The sequence below is a fragment of the Scytonema sp. HK-05 genome (genome assembly GCF_963872035.1).
Classification (GTDB): Bacteria; Cyanobacteriota; Cyanobacteriia; order Cyanobacteriales; family Nostocaceae; genus Kalymmatonema.
Genome location: NZ_CAWMYC010000161.1, coordinates 1 through 17940, shown reverse-complemented (window position 1 = coordinate 17940; position 17940 = coordinate 1). Strand labels below are relative to the sequence as shown.

Below are 17940 nucleotides of genomic sequence, written 5' to 3'. Positions count from 1 at the left end.
TGAAACTCAGCGTCGTAGATACAATCCCCTGTGGCTTATTAATTCCAAAAACTCAATCGGCTTACCGTACTTTAACTTAAAAAGTGGGCAAACGTCCATAGTAGTGGCACATATCAGTTCCGATTATTTTGCTACCAAAGATTAATCGTCGCCTTGAAGCTGTATAATCCCCAAAACTTGCTCCAAGATGTGACTTACAGCAGCAATTCAGTCGTCATCCGTCATCAGTCAGAAGTAAAAAGGGCTTGATGTCTTGCTTTTAGAGCTTAGGCTTGTACTTCATGCACGAACAATATGCTGTATATCATTGCCAGAAGGCGACGAATTAAACCCCTCCTCACCTTTCCTTGCTCAGGGGAGATGCGGTGGCAGTGAAGTGCATAATATTAGTCGTACAAACTCTGTTAGGTTCTGTTGGAAATGTTTAATACTAATGTCAGCAAGCTTATCTTATCCTTCCTCAAGTTCTCTCAAAAACTGCTCGTTGCTCGTTGGCGTTCTCTAGTGTTGCTACTGATAGGGATTTATTTACCTTTGCAAATCTTTGGACTGCTAGCACTAGAGGTATGGAAGCATGAAGGTGGTTTTCCTTGGGATGTGCCGATTCTCATAGCAATTCACTCTACAGCACGGGCGCAACTGGATGTTATTGCCGTAACGCTGACTCAGTTTAGCTCAATTCGGGTTGTCTTTCCCGTTGTTAGTGTTATAGCACTAGTGTTGTTAATCCAAAGACGGTGGCGATCGCTCACCTATCTACTCACCACTGAGATAGGAAGCGGCATCATCAACCGCACAGCAAAGGAATTCATGCATCGAGTGCGTCCCCACCTGTGGGATTCACTAGCTCATGAGTTAGACTTCTCTTTTCCCAGTGGTCATTCCATGATGAGTATGACGTTGGTGGCAACTCTAGTCATTTTGACATGGGGTAGCGTTTGGTGCTGGGTAGTTCTGATTCTTGGAAGCTTATTCGTATTGGCTATTGCCTGGACACGACTTTATTTAGGGGTTCACTTTCCCAGTGATATTTTGGCAGGCTGGATGGTTTCGATAGCCTGGGCAATTGGCGTAAGTCTGATTATTAGACCTCATTTGACTAAGCTCAGCATCGTCAGTGAAACTCCTGCTGCGGAGGAAACAACATTACAAAGTTGAAAGCAAAAAGCCATACTCTTCAAAGACCACTTCAAGGTATCCACTCCAAAACCACGCCTAAGCGAGTGTCTTTATCCTGTTTCGCATTTTGCTGCTGAATATCTGTAGATATGCGGAGATTGCGAGTGATGGCGTAGCCTACCGATAACATTGTTAAACCAACTTCTTCTCCAGTACCCGGAGCCACCCAACTTTGTGTCAAAGAAATATCTGCTGCACCACCGCGAGACAACACTAACAACAGTTTTGCACCCAAATTCACCCCATCTGTTGAGTAGCTGTTTGTTTCCAGATGCCGATAGCCTACCACTGGTGCAATATTGATGTAGCTACCCAAAGGGCGTAAATAATAATGCACGTCTGCACCATAAGCCTCTCGTTGACCATTAAATGTTGTTTGATATTCACCACTTAGCGTTAAACCAGTACGACCAATAAATACATCCTCGACACCCACATTTACTCCAAATACTTGCTCAGAAGAAAAGTAAGAATAGCCTAGCCGTACCTTGGTGGGAAAGCTGGGATCATTCTTAATATCTTCCAACACATTAGGTACTTGACGCCGCCAACGCTGCAAAACCGGACTACCCTTAATGATTTCTGGACTTAAATTCAAATCCTGGGCGTCTTTTGAAGGCGTATCACATAAACCAGGAGCAGCCATCAAAACCAAACTCATACCCACTCCAAAGCATAAAGTTGATAACTGCCTTCTCATTCCTTTGTGTCCTGCGCGGTTTGTAAAAAAAAAGTGGCTCTGCATTGTGCAGAACCACTTAAGTTTTAGCAAAACCTTTGTAATCTAGCGAGCAGCGCCTTGGGTAGCAGCAGCATCAAGTGGTTTGATGAAGTACAACCGCAACAGCTGCCAAGCATTAGAGATGTAGTAGGGGAGTTTTTGGAAGAATTGCAGGAATTTGGGAGTTTTTGAGCTAGCTATTGCTGTTAGCTTCTCGTTATTCTTAACACAAACTTCCAACCGTTGATAAAACTCCGGATGCTGAACATCCAGTGTAATTGGGAACACTCGCCCTGCAGTTTCATTGGTCTTTTCAATCACGTAAACATCATATTCGCGTGCATCTAAACCAATTGACGCATAAAAGTCTTTGCGCTGGACGTCGTTGAGGTACATCGTCGCGAACACCGACAGCAGGAAGAACCGACTCCACAAGCGCGCCTTCCAATCATTTAACATTTGCGGCTGAGATTTCATGATGGCATCAAAGAAATCCCCGTGGCGGTTTTCATCCTGACACCAGTTTTCAAACCAGCGGAAAATCGGATAAATCCGGTCTTCTGGATGTGCCTCTAGGTGGCGATAAATTGTGATATAGCGCCAATAACCTATCTTTTCTGAAAGGTAAGTTGCGTAGAAGATGAATTTCGGCTTAAAGAACGTGTATTTGCGGCTCTTGGTCAAAAACCCTAAATCCAACGCCAGATTGAAGTCGGACAACGCTTTGTTCAAGAAGCCAGCATGACGCGCTTCATCCCGAGACATGAGAGTGAAGCATTCTGCCAAGACGGGGCTTTTGTCTTTCAAGCGGCGACCGAGTTCTTTGTACAGCAAAAAGCCGGAAAACTCTGCCGTACAGGAACGCTCTAGAAATTCCACGAACAATCGGCGAGTTTCCCCGTCAAGATGATCCCAGGATTGTTCAAACTCGGCATCCCGAACAAAGTGATGGCGGTTGTAGTCTGCACGAAACTCTTCCAGAATGGCTTGTAACTCGTCTTCGTTTGGCGAGATGTCCATCTTTGCCATCTCATCGAAGTCGGTCGTGTAGAATCGGGGTGTCAGTAGGGTTTCTTTGGCTGGGACTTTAATCCCGGACCGCATTTCTTCAAAGCCTGGTTTTTTTAGGGAATCTACCATGTCTTGATTGCCATGAATGTCTTATTATCTTGAGTGCCTGCGAGAGTCAACAGTAATACCCTCACAAGCCGCAACAGATGACAGTATTTTATTTGTTATAGTTCAGTCTACCAAGGTACAGGGTGAGTACAGGCGGAGAAAACGTTAAGAGTTGCAACAACAGTTCAATTTTTTGGGAAATCCGCAATCGAGGATGTGTAGCCTGTAGTAGAAGCCATGCTACTAACTTACAGCGCTTTTCAAGTAAATAAACCACGAGGGAGGGGCTGTTCTGTGCCCATTGGTGTCAGCTTAAGCCAAAACCCTGTCTTTAATCTCGTTTCCAGGTTCTACCTGGAAATGCGGTAGGGGCGGCTAGTAACGCAAGTAAGGTAGGCAGAGCCTCCCTGTAGGCATTCCCAGCCTGAGGCTGGGAACGAGGCAATCTCTAAAAGCTTGCTCTATACTGGTTTTCACCTTAAGTTGACACCAATGTTCTGTGCCGTGCCCCCACGAAAATCTGTGGTTCAATTAACTGAAAATAGCTGTAAATCACTCAGTCGGGTGAATCCACTGGGTGAGGTAGGGTAAGCACAAACCGCTCATACTGTAAAGATATAGCAGCATGATTATATATGTAATTAATGTAACTTTTAACTCAGTAAAATTTATCTAAGCTGGTTATCTTAGGAATAAGAGCGATCGCGGTGGTATAGGAATTGTGAAAACTTTGGCTGCTTATCCTGATCCGAAAAAAACAGAGTAGGAATGTACTTAGCAAAGAGTGAATTAGAGGGGATGGAAACGAGATGAATGCAGAAAACAACAAAAATAATATTAATAATAATAATAATAATAATAACAATAAAGACAATCAAGAACGTCTTCTTGTCTCCTACATTTTGAGTGCAGCCTGGTTTGTTGGTTTGGGCGGACTGCACCGTTTATACAATGGCAAAATAGGGACGGGTATATTGTGGCTGGTGACTTATGGTGTGTTTGGTGTAGGGCAGTTTGTAGACTTGTTTATTATCCCTAATATGGTTGATGAACACCAAATGAAACTCAGACTCAAAGCGGGTTTATCGCCTTTAGGTGTGCCTTTGAATCAACCTGCTGTTGCTACCCAAGTTTACCGCTCTCCACAGGAAAAACTGATGATGGAATTGCTGAAAGCTGCGGAAAAAAGAGGCGGTCAACTTACCGTCACTCAAGCAGTTATGGATACGGGGGCTACCTTTACTGAGGTGGAAGCTGTTTTCAAGGAGTTGCTGAAATCAGGATATGCGAGGATAGATAACGACCCCGTTACCGGAGCCGTAATCTACCACTTCCACGAACTGAACTAATTTCTCCCCAGCCACTTTTGCCCGTTCAAGCGCTGCACCAGTCCATAAACCAGTAAATCAAGCGTGACTTTGCGCTCATCGATTAAGAATGACTCAAGAGTGCTGGGCTTTTTGCCTTCGTAACAGGAAAAAGCCTTTTTCCCTTGAATATCTTCTTCGGTAAAATACAGGTTAAACTGGCGCAAACCATTCTGCCAACTACCCGCGATTTGCCAGCATTCGTCATTTGTGTTAAAACCAATGACGGAAATTTTCTGCTTGGCAAAATTCAGCTGTAAATCTTGCACCCCTTGAGATGCGATCGCCTTTTGTACAGCTGGCAAGTAATCTTGCTGGATAAAATCTGCAAATGGCTTATCTTCTAGCGCTGGTGCTTTCTCTTTTTTTGCGGCTGCTTTAGCGGCTCCTTTTTCCCCTGCTGCGGCTTTATCCCCTGCGGCTGCTTTAGCGGCTCCTGCTGGCTTCTCGCGCGTGGATGCAGTCGTTGTTTTTGCCGCATTGGGATTAGTTTCTGGGTTTGCGGCTTTGGGATCTGGCGCGTTTGCCGTAGGAATGTCTGTCGCTTCGGGTGAGTCTGTACTGGGAGCGTGTTCTTCAGCGACACTGGGAGCCTGCTGGTCTACAGTACTGGGAGCAACTTCCCCAGCTTCATTGTGATTTGTTTCTTCTGCCATTGCTCAGGTCTATCCTTTGTCTTGCTATGAGAGATCACCTGGAGGTCTTTGTCATCTTCATTTTGACACAGCCAGGTCTGTCTCCAAACAACGACCACTTTTTCCAGCGACTAAAGCCTACCTCGTTTGAGGACAAATTCATTCAAATTCCAATGTCATGGATTCAAAATAATTATTTTGAATTTTGAACTTTGAATGCGTGAATGCGTGAATGCGTGAATTGTCCTAGCCTCCAGCTACAGCAGGTACAATACTCACTTCATCACCATCTTTCAATGGTGTATCTGAACCGTCCAAAAACCGGATATCTTCACTATTTACGTACAAATTCAGAAACCGCCTTGGTTGTCCACTTTCATCGCACAACCGCGACTTAATACCAGGACAGCTTTGCTCTAGAGAGTCAAACAGTTCAGTGATCGTGCTGCCTTTACATTCTAGGGTGGCTTGGTTGTTGGTAAATTTTTGCAGAGCAGTGGGAACTAAAACTTTTACAGACATAGATTTGGAGAGTCGTAAGTTGGAAGTTAAGGGTTGTGTGTCATCAGTCATTTGTTCTTTCTAATGACTAATGACTAATGACTAATGACTAATGACTAAACCAGGACTTGCTGCCATTCTAGGCGATCCAGTGTCCGGGAACGCTCTAGCGCTCGTTCAAAGCTATCGAGTTTTGCCTCAATCGTCAGAGGTTCGCCAATGTAACCTTGTATGGCTTCTTGGGTTTTCAAGCCATTTCCGGTAATGTACACCACGGTGGTTTCATCTGGGTCAATCTTACCAGCTTCTGCCAACTTCTTCAGCACAGCGACAGTTGTACCACCTGCAGTTTCTGTGAAGATGCCTTCTGTTTCTGCCAGCAGCTTGATGGCTTCGATAATTTCGCTATCGGTGACTGACTCAATATGACCATTAGTTTTCTTGGCTACGTCTAAAGCATAAACAGCATCTGCTGGGTTACCGATCGCCAGCGACTTGGCAATTGTATTCGGTTTTACTGGTTTGATAAAGTCGCGTTCTTCTTTATAAGCTTGAGCGATCGGTGAACACCCTTCAGCTTGTGCGCCGCTGAACTTGACTTTCTTGCCTTCCACCAAACCAACTTCCACGAATTCTTGGAAGCCTTTGTAAATTTTTGTGTACAGCGAACCAGATGCCAAAGGTGCAACAATGTGGTCAGGCAGTTCCCAACCCAGTTGTTCTGCTACTTCAAAGCCTAGTGTCTTGGAACCTTCTGAGTAGTAAGGACGCAGGTTGATATTGACAAAACCCCATCCATGTGTATTCGCAACTTCCGAACACAAGCGGTTGACTTGGTCGTAGTTACCCTTGACAGCCATGAGGGTGGGACTGTAAATGAGGCTTCCCAAAATTTTTCCTGCTTCCAAATCAGCAGGAATGAACACGCAACAATCTAAACCAGCGTGTGCCGCAATAGCAGCGGTAGAATTTGCTAAGTTACCCGTGCTAGCGCAAGAAACAGTGGTGAAACCCAACTCGCGTGCGCGGGTGAGAGCAACTGACACCACCCTATCTTTGAAGCTGAGGGTGGGCATATTGACGGCATCATTCTTGATGTATAGCTTCTTTAAACCCAGGCGACGTGCCAAGCGGTGCGATCGCACCAACGGAGTCATACCAGTTCCCACATCAATCGGGTTTTCGCTGGTTACAGGCAAAAACTTACGATAGCGCCAGATTGAGTTTGGTCCCGCCTGAATTGTTTCACGGGTGACGGTGGAGCGCAGGGCACTATAGTCGTAGCTTACTTCCAATGGACCAAAGCAGAACTCGCATACATGAAGAGCCTTGAGTTCATATTCTGCGCCACATTCCTTACATTTTAAGGATTTAAACGTGGCAGTGGTGGCTTGGGTGTTGGTGGTTGTCGCCTGTGTCATAAGTCAGCTTTCCCTGGATGTCCGTCAACTGTCGATTGATAGTAACACGAGCAAAAATACTCGTCAAACATACCCGACAAATTTTGTCGGGTATGTTTTCAACATACAAATATAGTATTGAATCCAAAATCCAAAGTTGAATCTAGAATCCAAAACCCAAAAGTGGTATAATAGGAGATTGACTTAAGAACTTACTCGAATATTTTCGGCGTCAGACTGTCTGTCCTAACGATAAGCAATCAAACGGATTTCATCTCAGCCGCCACTGACTGGCGGAATTAACACAACCTCATCGCCGTCTTGCAGGATGGTATCTGGTTCGACAAATTGCAAATTCACTCCAAAGCGGGTAATATCGCGCAATTGAGCGAGTTGGGGATGTTCGCTCAGCAGGCGATCGCGTACCTCTTTAACTGCTGTATTCTCAGGAAATTCCAGTACGAGCTCTGGAACTCGATAAGCTTCTTGGTAAGCAGCAAACAATTTAACGGTAACGGTAATTCCAGACATGAAAATAAAATATGAATTGCTAGGGTAATGATAAGAGTTAACTTTCCCTAGCTAAAAACTTTATCAAAATAGGACTATAGAAAAAATATTAAGCAAACTCAAAACATTTGTTCTAACATCTGAAAATCGCGCTGTACCTCATTGCACAAAGACTTATTGTGAGGGTCTGTTTTGAGGGCTTTTTTCAGATAAATTTTAGCTTTGAAAGGCTGCTTTTCTGCAATCAGCGCTCGTCCCCAAATTTGATAGGAAATAGCTTGCCACTGACGCACTTCTGCATCTGCTGGTAAACGCTGTGCTAATGCTTCCGCCAAGGATATCGCTTGGGGGAAGCGTCTTTCTTTCAAAAACTGCTGTAAATGTTCGTAAGTTTTCCACTTTAACCGCTGTTCTATCTCTGAAAAACTAGGCGGCTTTGGCTTTGGTTTTTCTTTTGGTTTTTCCTTCGTTGGTGTTTCTGGATGCGTTACTTTTGTTGGCTGATATCCAACGAAGGGCGAGTGACTTGAAGGCGGTGCTGTCTCTTGTTGTGGTATCACGTGCAACAGCAGCTTGTATGCTTCAGTCACGGCAATAAACTTTTCTTTTGCTTTACTGTCACCTGGGTTGATATCAGGATGATATTGTTGCGCCAGGCGACGATAAGACGCTTTGATGTCGGCGAAACAGGCTCCTGACCTTAAACCTAATAAACGGTAGCAATCTCCAAGATCCATCTTGAGTTATCAGCGATCGCGAGTATCGGCTATCAGCTTTAAGTTTAAAGGCTGAAGTCTAAATCATAAAGACTTCAATTCGCATTGAAAGTTCATACTTCACAGTTTTGAACAGCAGGGGGAGGGGGACAAGGGGAGAGGGGGGGAAGAGGAAATAATCAGTTACTCCTCCACTCCTCCACTCCTCTTCACTAGCGTTCGTCAATCACACGGTCAATCAAACCGTATTCTTTTGCCTCTTGAGCAGACATCCAGTAATCGCGGTCTGTGTCTTTTTGAATTTTTTCTATGGGTTGACCTGTGCGAGCAGCTAGCATTTCATTGAGTTGCTGCCGCATTCTCAGGATCTCCTTAGCTTCAATCTCAATATCGGTCGCTTGACCTTGAGCGCCGCCAAGAGGTTGGTGAATGAGAATTCGGGAATTAGGCAAGGCAAGACGTTTGCCTTTGGTGCCAGCTGCCAGCAGGAACGAACCCATTGAAGCTGCCATCCCCACACAGATGGTGATCACATTTGCTTTGATGTGCATCATTGTGTCATAGATGGCAAGACCTGCTGTCACCGAACCACCAGGTGAGTTGATGTAGATACTGATATCCTTGGTTGGGTCTTCAGAATCCATGTAGAGCAGTCTGGCAATAATGGCATTAGCCATGCCGTCGCTCACTTCTCCACTCAGGAAAATGATTCGTTCCAGAGCAAGGCGTTCGTAAAGGTTAATCCACTGGGTGTAAGGATCTCCAGGGAAGCGGAAAGGGACTCTAGGAATACCAATCGGCATAGGATTTTTTTACTCTTAGCGAAAAAAAAAGATTTAACAGATTTAACGAGGAACAGCAGCAGCCAATGCTTGAGGAAGTTCTTTGGAACTTTCTAAAACCCGGTCAATCAAGCCGTATTCTTTGGCTTGTTGGGGTGTCATGTATAACTTGCGATCTAAATCTTTGGCGATTCTTTCTGCGGGCTGCCCAGTATTTCGCGAGAGAATACTCAAGATCATTTGCTTATTTTTCAGCACTTCTTGTGCTTGGATTTGAATGTCTGTCGCTTGAGCGTAGCCAGTACCACGTTTTGCCTGGTGCAGAACAATCGACGCATTCGGTAAACTGGCGCGACAGCCTTTGGTTCCCGAAGACAGAATCATTGCCGCTGTACCCATAGCGTTACCAAGACAGATGGTATGCACTGGCGGCTTGATGTAATTTAGGGTATCACAGATGGCAAAAGCTTCTGTTTCAGAGCCGATGGCATCACCAGTGTACCAAGAAGTGCCTGTGGAGTTGATGTAGATAGAAATCGGCTTGTCTGGGTCTTCGTATTGTAGGTACAGAAGCTGAGCAATAATGAGTTCTGTTACGTCTACACCTAGTTGTTGTTTATACTCATCTGGTGAAACTAGGGGCAGTCCCAGGTATATAATACGTTCCTTTAACAATAAAGAAGGTAAATCTGGCGGTGGTGATCGGTAGAAGCTGTCGCCACCGTAAGGTGCTTGCACAGCCTTGGTGATGGAATTTTCCATAGCAACTGTTGCCTAAATTGATGCCGTTAACTCTAGTACATCCTAGCGCGATGCTTGCTTGCAAGGGAGGTGTGGATTTCTCTCTAAGGTGTAGCGGTGTATCGGTACAAGGGCGACAAAAAGTATTCCCCTTTCGCCATTGCCATACACTTTTTATTATGAACATGATTTAAAGTTCTTGTTAGATAACTTTTCCGAAGTTGTGATGGTGTGCTTTGAAGTTATTTATAAATATGTATAACTTGTGTAGGAACCTTGGGGGGTTATGAAGGTTAGCTTGCAGCCTGCTCTCAATGATGGCAACTTAGATGCCAATCAATCTAACAGTCAACGTCAGTTGGCAATTTCCATTTCTGCAAGTGCAGAAAATCGCGATCGCAACATCCCACTGAATTTATGCCTAATTCTCGACCATAGTGGTTCGATGGGTGGGCGACCTTTAGAAACTGTCAAAAAAGCGGCAAGCCGTCTTGTTGATAGACTTAAGAGTGGGGATCGCCTGAGCATTGTCGTTTTTGACCACCGTGCAAAGGTTTTAGTCCCCAATCAAATTATCGAAAACCCTGAGCGGATTAAACAGCAAATTAACCGCCTTTCTGCTGATGGTGGAACTGCTATTGATGAAGGTTTGCGCTTGGGTATTGAGGAACTAGCAAAGGGAAAAAAAGAAACAATTTCTCAAGCTTTTCTCTTAACTGATGGTGAAAATGAACACGGTGACAATAACCGCTGTTTGAAATTTGCCCAATTAGCTGCTAGCTATAATTTGACTTTGAACACTTTAGGATTTGGCGACAATTGGAACCAGGATGTGCTTGAAAAAATCGCCGATGGTGGTGGTGGCACTTTGTCTTACATTGCGCAACCAGAACAAGCAGTAGATGAGTTTAGTCGCCTTTTCAACCGCATTCAAACGGTGGGATTGACTAATGCTTATTTATTATTCTCCCTCATGCCCAATGTGCGGCTGGCAGAACTTAAACCGATTGCTCAAGTTGCCCCAGATACCATTGAATTGCCAGTGCAACCAGAAGCTGATGGACGTTTTGCTGTGCGCTTGGGCGATTTGATGAAGGATGTGGAACGGGTGATTTTGGCAAATGTCTACTTGGGACAGTTGCCAGAAGGTAGACAAACGATCGCTAAGTTACAAGTCCGCTACGACGATCCGGCGCAAAATAAAACAGGGTTACTTTCAGAAACGATCCCAGTTGAGGCAAATGTGGTGCGGGTATACCAATCTTCTCCTACAGCCGAAGTGCAACAGCATATTTTAGCATTAGCCAAATATCGGCAAACGCAGCTCGCAGAGGCAAAATTGCAACAGGGCGATCGCGCTGGTGCTGCAACAATGCTACAAACTGCTGCTAAAACTGCCTTGCAGATGGGAGATAAAAGTGCAGCTACGGTGTTGCAAACTTCTGCAACCCGGCTGCAAGCTGGTGAGGAGTTATCCGAAAGCGATCGCAAGAAAACCAGGATTGTGTCCAAGACTGTTTTGCAGGATTCTTAGTTTATCGGGCGGGCTTTTTGCCTGCCCTTTAGATTCGTGATTAATTTTTTACTGATAAATAAACCGCAGAGGACGCAGAGGACACAGAGATAAAGAGAATAGAAAAAATGAGAATTACTGGAATTCATCATGTGGCTATTATTTGTTCTGATTACGAACGCTCAAAAAAGTTTTATACCGAAGTCTTAGGTTTTTCTATTATTAATGAGACGTACCGCGCTCAGAGAAATTCTTATAAGTTGGATTTGCGAGTGGGGGAAAATCACCAAATTGAGTTATTTTCTTTCCCTAATCCTCCCCAACGAGTCAATAGTCCTGAAGCTTGTGGTTTAAGGCATCTTGCTTTTGAAGTTGATGATATAGAGCAAAATGTTAATGACTTAAAATTGCAAGGAGTCGAGGTAGAAAATATTAGAATTGATGAAATTACTGGGAAAAAATTTACTTTTTTCAAAGACCCAGATAATCTACCTCTTGAGATTTATGAGCATTAGAGTCATGAAACCAGAGTGCAAAAGTCAATTTTGTAAAAAAACCACATATTAACACAGATGCACACAGATAATTTATCTGCGTTTATCTGCTAAGTAGGTCTGTGTAAATAATGAAAGGTATGTAGTAAGCGCTGTCTAGCCTGCGGCACGCCTGACGGCTGTACCGTGCGACCTCCGTAGGAGGCACGCGCTTAGCGCTTACTACGAACTAGTTTTCAAGCTTTACTTTTCTTTACATAGTTTGATTTTTTCTCGCCTACTTACTTATAGGCTGCGGTTTTAAATATCCATTATGAATTATCAATTATGAATTATTCGGTCAATGCCTTTTGTGAGCTTTCCACGTTCCGCCATAAACATAAAACGGGTTATTTTCACTCAAGAGTGTCCAACATTCAGGGCAGACAAAAACCCATTGCCCATCTTCTTCGTACTTTACTCTATAAAGAATCGGTGCAGGTTGACTGCACCGACCACAAAGTTTAACTCGAATTGAACGTGCCATCGCCCTTATGCAAACGCCGAAGCTTGAGGTTTGGCAAAAATCATCCTTCCTGCGGAAGTTTGCAAGGCACTGGTGACGACCACCCGGAGTTCGCCTCCCACATAATTCCTGCCTTCCTCAACGACAACCATTGTGCCATCATCGAGATAACCAATGCCTTGAGTGGGTTCTTTGCCTTCTTTAAGAATCTTCAAGTCAATGTTATCGCCAGGTAGGTACGTGGGACGAACTGCATTCACCAAATCGTTGACATTTAATACAGGTACTTTTTGGACGCTAGCAACTTTAGATAAGTTGTAATCATTCGTTAGCAGTGTACCGTTGATTTCTTGAGCGAAACGCACTAATTTAGCATCAACTGTGGCAATATCGTCATAGTCAATTGAGTTGATCAGGATGCGATCAGGGTAAGCTGCTTTGATCCGGTTGAGAATCTCTAGTCCTCGTCTTCCCCGAACCCGCTTTTGGTCTTTGCTCGCGTCTGCTACTTGTTGCAATTCTTGCAAGACAAATTGTGGCACGAGAATCTGCCCTTCTAGAAACCCAGTTTCTAGCAGTGTTTCGATGCGACCATCGATAATGCAGCTGGTATCTAAAACTTTGGTATTGGCGGGTTTGAGAGTTCCTTCCACGACCATTGTTTCCACGGTGTTGGGATTAAGAAGCCTTAATAATCCGCGACCGTGGGCATCTGCTAAATTCATACCAGTGTATGACAGTATGATGCTACCCACAACTGCTACCAATGGTTTTATAAAGCTAAAATCTGCTGGAATTGGTAGCAAGAATAACGGGGCAAGCATTAAGTTGGCTATCAATAGCCCAATCACCAATCCAATGGCACGAGTTAAAATAACTTCGAGTGGGAGTTCTCGGACTTGAGCTTGCAAGCGACGATATCCTGTTTGAAAACTCAATCCAACTGCACCCCCAAATATGGCGGCAAAAGCAGCAACAATCATGCGTAAAGCTTCCAGGTTAGAAACTCTAGCTAGTACCCCTGCGGGTAACAAATCTATGCTGTAGTAACCTGTTCCCGCTGCTGCCAGGACGAATGAGAAAATAATAATGGCATCAAGCATTGTTGTATTGTTTTTTTGGAACTGTGTTAACCGAGCAAGTAAAGTATTGTTTATTTCCTCGGTAAGATAGATTTAGGAAAGATTTATCGTCATACTAAGCCCTTAGTGTGACAACATCTGCAATCATTATAACCAAAGATTTTTATGCTTTATCTTTTTCAGGTTTTTGTTGTCAAACAATAAAAACATTTAAATAACATAGTAATTTTCATGAGTTTGTCATTGTGTAAATAATAATTTAAAAGTTTATCAATATGATTCAAAAAGTTTCTGCTTTCGGTATTCCGAGTTCTGCTTATATTCATATTCCCTTTTGTAGAAGGCGATGTTTTTACTGTGATTTCCCTGTATCAGTTGTGGGCGATCGCTTGCGGGGCGAAACATCTGGCACTATCTCCCAATACGTTGATGTACTATGTCAAGAAATTGCCATCACGCCAGCCCTCGGTCAACCCTTGACTACAATTTTCTTTGGCGGCGGTACTCCCTCTCTTCTGTCTACAGAACAGTTACAACGAATATTGGCAACGCTTGACAAACAGTTTGGTGTATCTCCTGGGGTAGAAATTTCAATGGAAATAGACCCAGGTACGTTTGATTCGGTACATCTACAAGGCTACCGCAGTGCAGGCGTAAATCGGATAAGTTTAGGTGTACAAGCGTTTCAAGAAAACTTATTGCAAGTTTGCGGGCGATCGCACTCGGTCTCTGATATATTCGCAGCTGTGGACTTGATTCGGCAGGTGAGGATTCCCGACTTCAGCTTAGACTTAATTTCGGGACTACCGCATCAAACTTTAGATAGGTGGCAGGAGTCTTTAGAAAAAGCGGTTGCCATAGCACCCACACATATATCGATTTACGACCTCACCATTGAGCCTGGAACTGCTTTTGGTCGTTACTATAAACCTGGGGATCAACCTTTGCCGACAGATGAAACCACAGTCAAAATGTATCGGATGGCACAGCAAATTTTGACAAGTGCAGGTTATGAGCATTATGAAATCTCCAACTATGCACAGCCAGGACATCAGTGTCGCCATAATCGGGTTTACTGGGAAAATCGCCCGTATTATGCGTTTGGTATGGGCGCAGCGAGTTACGTAGAAGGGAAACGGTTCAACCGTCCGCGTAAAACGAAGGAATATTATCAGTGGGTGCAAGACGGTGCTGTGATTGATTGCGAAGTGACATCACCAGATGAAGTTTTATTAGAAACTTTAATGTTGGGGTTGCGTTTGGCAGAGGGTGTGAGTTTGGGGGTTTTGGCGGAACGGTTTGGGGAAGAGAAGGTGGAGGAGATTCATCAGTGTTTGCAGCCGTATTATGAGAAGGGCTGGGTGGAAGTTGTGCAAGAAAGGTTGCGGTTGACTGATCCCGATGGTTTCTTGTTTTCTAATGTGGTGTTGGCGGGGTTGTTTAAGGAGTTGGGGGAATAAACCGCCAAGACGCCAAGGGCGCAGAGTAATGGTAGGGTGTGTTAGCGACAGCTAACGCACCAATTTATATAACTACCCTTGTTGCTGTTCAAGGTATTGATGAAGTTTCTTGGGATCAAGGGGAGTTTTGAGTAACACCCAGTTTAAGTAAACTACGAGAACCTGGTGTTTCAGTAATTTACTTGCACGCTTTCTGTTAGCATCACTCAATAGTTTCTCAATAAAAATGCCAAGGGCTACTTCAGCAGAAGTTTGGATTACCCACAACATGATCGCGTTCATGAATTTCGTCCTTGTTCTGTATCTTTACCCTTCCAGGTTCGTCAACAGGTGTCAGAGAACAAGCCAGCGCAAGGACTGTAGGATGTCAGGCTGATGTAAGTCTTTGTCAGAGATAAGTCAGACTTTGAAGTGGGGTAGCTAGAATTAGCACAAGTGATGCTGATAATCTATGGCAGGACGGGTAGGGCGATCGCTCCAATTATCTCCAGAAGGAAAAGAGAAAGCACAAAAAGCGCTGACTGATAGATGCTTGACTCAAAATGAGCTAGCCAAAGAGTTAAAAACCTCGCGTGAGACAGTCAGCAAGTTCTTTCGTGGTAAGCTAGTTGACCGACAATATTTTGTGAAGATTTGCGAGGAGTTGGGGCTGGAGTGGGATGAGATTGTTGCTAAATCTGCCAGTCAACCAGCACAGGAGAAGAAACAACAGGATAGCGCTTTAGATATTGATGCACTGGTGCAGGAGGTACGGGAAAAGCGCCACGAAAAAATCCAAGACCAATGTGGCACAATGCGGATGCTGTATATTTCCCAACCTGTCGCGCTGGCGGATATCTACACCGATGTCAATATTTTGGAAGAGATAACTAGTCAGCAATGGCGAGAGATTTCTGACTTGGCGCGACACTTTAATCCAGAATTAGATAACTTTAACAGACTGGGATTAGGCGAAGTGCGTCAGCAACGAGTACCAGGTTTAGATGCTGTATCGCGCTATTCTAAGTTGATGGTACTTGGCAAACCAGGAGCGGGTAAAACCACGTTTTTGCGGTGGGTAGCCATTAAGTGCAACTTGGGCGAGTTTCAGTCGAATCGAGTACCGATATTCATCTGGTTGAAAAACTTTGCTGAAGATACTAGAACAGACGACAGCGAATCCAGGTTATTGAACTACATTATCAAAGAATTTCGCCGTTGTGGAATTGCGGATAAATCAGTTATCGAAACTATCCTTACTGAGGGACGAACAATAATGTTATTTGATGGCTTGGATGAAGTGTCTGAAGAAGATGCCGATGATGTAGTTAGACAAATTCGCCGTTTCGCAGAAGATTATTTCAAAAATCAGTATATTATCACCTGTCGCATTGCTGCACAGAAATCCGTATTTCAGGGATTCACTGATGTTGAAGTGGCAGATTTTAACTCTGAGCAAGTTGAAGCGTTTACTAAAAAGTGGTTTGTAGCCGTTGCCAAAAATGACGGAAAAGAGGGGGAAGGGACAGCAAGGCGGTTTATTGACAAGCTGAATTTACCAGAAAACCAGCAAATTAAAGAACTGGTAGTCACGCCAATATTACTGAATCTAACTTGTTTAGTCTTCCAAACTAAAGGCGAATTCCCGTCAAAGCGCTTTAAACTGTATGAGCAAGGTCTAGACGTTCTGCTCATAAAATGGGATGAAGAAAAGGGCATTAAACGCGATGAAGTTTATCAAAATTTGTCTTTAGAAGACAAGATAGAGCTTCTAAGCCAGGTAGCAGCTATCACTTTTGAGAAAAACCGTTACTTTTTTGAACAAGGCGAGGTCGAGCAGTATATTGCTGAGTATCTTAGTAGTTTACCTGATGCTCAAACTGACCTAACAAGATTGCAAAGGGATAGTACGGTAGTGCTGAAATCTATTGTTAGCCAACATGGGTTACTTGTAGAGAGGGCACGGGAAATTTATTCATTTTCTCATTTGACTTTTCAAGAGTATTTAACGGCTAGACATTTTGTTACAAGTTCTGAACCACAAGCGAAAAGGCTGATAAGATACATCACTGAGACACGCTGGCGTCAAGTCTTTTTACTTGCGCTTAGTATGCCGTGGAATAGTGATTCACTACTGCTGTTAAAGCAACAAATAGATGAACTCTCTGCCGGAGAGGAGAAATTGCAGCAGTTTCTCAGCTGGGCAAGAAGCTATAGTTTTTGCCCTCCACTTGTATACATACCTGTTGTTTGTTCATGTAAATCGCTAGTTCTTAGAGCTTTTTACCTTGAACTTGTCCTTGATCTTGAACTTGCCCTTGATCGTGAGCATCATCTTATCCATCAAGTTTTTGCTCTTACATCTACAGTTGATCTTAATCTTGCCTGTTCTCTTGATCTCAACCGTGCTGTTGCCCGTGTTATTAACTGCGCCTATTCCTTGGATACTACAATTTACTTTGAGATGGATATTGTTCTTCATCTTATTCGTGGCCGTACAGATGAACTCAAACAATCATTCCAAAACCTCAAACGTCAACTACCTAATCCAAGTGTTGATAGCCTTATCTTTAAGCAGTGGTGGCAAGTAAAAGGTCAAAATTGGACTAAACAATTAAAAACTGTCATGATTCAATATTGCAATATTGGTCACGATTGGCAGTTCAGCAAACAGCAGAAAAAATTGCTTCAGCAATATTATGATGCAAATGAATTGCTAGTAAAATGCTTGAACAATAGTGAAGTATCTCACGAAGTGCGACAGGAAATTGAAGACACCTTGTTATTACCCATTGCCGAAATTGAGAAGCGTCAGCAACGGGTTCTTTAGCGAAGATAGCGAATATTGTATTTGTGAAATTCAAATTTCTGTTTCATCTCTTACTAACTATTGATAAGCTTGAATAAAGGGAGGAACAGCCAAAATGTCTAAAGAATTACGTGAAGTGATGAAACAAGCAGACGCACTCACACCTGATGAGCAATTGCGTCTAATCGCCTACCTAACACAAAGACTACAACATTGCGAGATTACACGCAAACCACGCCGTAATGTGATGGAATTTGCGGGAATCGCACCCAATCACTTAGGGGGTATGGATGCTCAGGAATATATCACACGCATGAGACGCGGGGAGTTTCCAGAGTTAGAAATTGAAGAAATGGAATCAAGGAAACAAGAGTCAGGGTTCTCTCGTTAAGTAGCGACCCCATGCCTAAAAGGCAGGGGCTTGTTA

General features: G+C 43.8%; 18 protein-coding genes. 7 read left to right on the top strand and 11 right to left on the bottom strand.

Annotation, left to right across the window (positions count from 1 at the left end; all coding sequences use genetic code 11):
• The first annotated feature begins 420 nt into the window (after positions 1–420).
• Complete coding sequence (locus AACT52_RS37630; RefSeq protein ID WP_073635358.1) at positions 421–1158, top strand: phosphatase PAP2 family protein; 738 nt, start codon at positions 421–423, stop codon at positions 1156–1158.
• A 31-nt stretch (positions 1159–1189) separates the two neighbouring features.
• Here the strand turns inward: AACT52_RS37630 and AACT52_RS37625 are convergent, their stop codons facing one another.
• Complete coding sequence (locus tag AACT52_RS37625; protein WP_073635357.1) at positions 1190–1879, bottom strand: hypothetical protein; 690 nt, start codon at positions 1877–1879, stop codon at positions 1190–1192.
• A gap of 84 nt (positions 1880–1963) precedes the next feature.
• Positions 1964–3040, bottom strand: coding sequence for a magnesium-protoporphyrin IX monomethyl ester (oxidative) cyclase (acsF, locus tag AACT52_RS37620; protein ID WP_073635356.1), 1077 nt, complete (start codon positions 3038–3040; stop codon positions 1964–1966).
• A 788-nt stretch (positions 3041–3828) separates the two neighbouring features.
• On the opposite strand from acsF, the gene AACT52_RS37615 reads away from it, so the two are divergent.
• Positions 3829–4368, top strand: coding sequence for a TM2 domain-containing protein (locus tag AACT52_RS37615; protein WP_073635355.1), 540 nt, complete (start codon positions 3829–3831; stop codon positions 4366–4368).
• On the opposite strand, the gene AACT52_RS37610 is transcribed toward AACT52_RS37615, so the two are convergent.
• The 7 genes from AACT52_RS37610 to AACT52_RS37580 form a co-directional block, all read right to left on the bottom strand.
• The gene (locus AACT52_RS37610; RefSeq protein ID WP_073635354.1) at positions 4365–5042 is read right to left on the bottom strand and encodes a DUF2996 domain-containing protein; all 678 of its coding nucleotides are present in this window, start codon (positions 5040–5042) and stop codon (positions 4365–4367) included. The two genes, AACT52_RS37615 and AACT52_RS37610, sit on opposite strands and share 4 nt — an antisense overlap.
• Positions 5043–5267: 225 nt before the next feature.
• Entirely contained in the window at positions 5268–5543 is a 276-nt protein-coding gene (locus AACT52_RS37605; RefSeq protein ID WP_073635374.1) for a MoaD/ThiS family protein, read from the bottom strand.
• 95 nt (positions 5544–5638) lie between these two features.
• Positions 5639–6943, bottom strand: a complete 1305-nt coding sequence (gene thrC, locus AACT52_RS37600; protein WP_073635353.1) for a threonine synthase — start codon at positions 6941–6943, stop codon at positions 5639–5641.
• Positions 6944–7198: 255 nt separating this feature from the next.
• On the bottom strand, positions 7199–7453 hold the full coding sequence (locus AACT52_RS37595) for a MoaD/ThiS family protein (RefSeq protein ID WP_073635352.1): 255 nt from the start codon (positions 7451–7453) through the stop codon (positions 7199–7201).
• A gap of 98 nt (positions 7454–7551) precedes the next feature.
• Complete coding sequence (locus AACT52_RS37590) at positions 7552–8169, bottom strand: J domain-containing protein (protein ID WP_073635351.1); 618 nt, start codon at positions 8167–8169, stop codon at positions 7552–7554.
• Between the two features lie 191 nt (positions 8170–8360).
• Positions 8361–8951 carry an ATP-dependent Clp protease proteolytic subunit gene (locus tag AACT52_RS37585; RefSeq protein WP_073635350.1) on the bottom strand — a complete coding sequence of 197 codons (591 nt, stop codon included), beginning with the start codon at positions 8949–8951 and terminating at the stop codon, positions 8361–8363.
• 42 nt (positions 8952–8993) lie between these two features.
• Positions 8994–9692: an ATP-dependent Clp protease proteolytic subunit gene (locus AACT52_RS37580; RefSeq protein ID WP_073635349.1), complete on the bottom strand. Its 699-nt coding sequence runs from the start codon at positions 9690–9692 to the stop codon at positions 8994–8996.
• 265 nt (positions 9693–9957) lie between these two features.
• Here AACT52_RS37580 and AACT52_RS37575 point away from each other — a divergent pair, with 265 nt between their 5' ends.
• Positions 9958–11205, top strand: coding sequence for a vWA domain-containing protein (locus AACT52_RS37575; protein WP_073635348.1), 1248 nt, complete (start codon positions 9958–9960; stop codon positions 11203–11205).
• A 107-nt stretch (positions 11206–11312) separates the two neighbouring features.
• Positions 11313–11699 carry an SMU1112c/YaeR family gloxylase I-like metalloprotein gene (gene gloA2, locus AACT52_RS37570; protein ID WP_073635347.1) on the top strand — a complete coding sequence of 129 codons (387 nt, stop codon included), beginning with the start codon at positions 11313–11315 and terminating at the stop codon, positions 11697–11699.
• A 510-nt stretch (positions 11700–12209) separates the two neighbouring features.
• Here the strand turns inward: gloA2 and AACT52_RS37565 are convergent.
• Positions 12210–13286 (bottom strand): PIN/TRAM domain-containing protein, encoded by a 1077-nt coding sequence (locus AACT52_RS37565; RefSeq protein ID WP_073635345.1) that lies wholly within the window; start codon positions 13284–13286, stop codon positions 12210–12212.
• A gap of 254 nt (positions 13287–13540) precedes the next feature.
• Between AACT52_RS37565 and hemW the strand changes: the two genes are divergently transcribed.
• Positions 13541–14725 (top strand): radical SAM family heme chaperone HemW, encoded by a 1185-nt coding sequence (hemW, locus tag AACT52_RS37560; protein WP_073635344.1) that lies wholly within the window; start codon positions 13541–13543, stop codon positions 14723–14725.
• A 72-nt stretch (positions 14726–14797) separates the two neighbouring features.
• Here the strand turns inward: hemW and AACT52_RS37555 are convergent, their stop codons facing one another.
• A complete protein-coding gene (locus tag AACT52_RS37555) occupies positions 14798–15007 on the bottom strand; it encodes a hypothetical protein (RefSeq protein WP_073635343.1) in 210 nt (69 codons plus the stop codon).
• Positions 15008–15176: 169 nt separating this feature from the next.
• On the opposite strand from AACT52_RS37555, the gene AACT52_RS37550 reads away from it, so the two are divergent.
• Both AACT52_RS37550 and AACT52_RS37545 read left to right on the top strand, forming a co-directional pair.
• Positions 15177–17534, top strand: coding sequence for an NACHT domain-containing protein (locus AACT52_RS37550; RefSeq protein ID WP_073635342.1), 2358 nt, complete (start codon positions 15177–15179; stop codon positions 17532–17534).
• A 94-nt stretch (positions 17535–17628) separates the two neighbouring features.
• Complete coding sequence (locus AACT52_RS37545; RefSeq protein ID WP_073635341.1) at positions 17629–17904, top strand: hypothetical protein; 276 nt, start codon at positions 17629–17631, stop codon at positions 17902–17904.
• Positions 17905–17940: the final 36 nt, after the last annotated feature.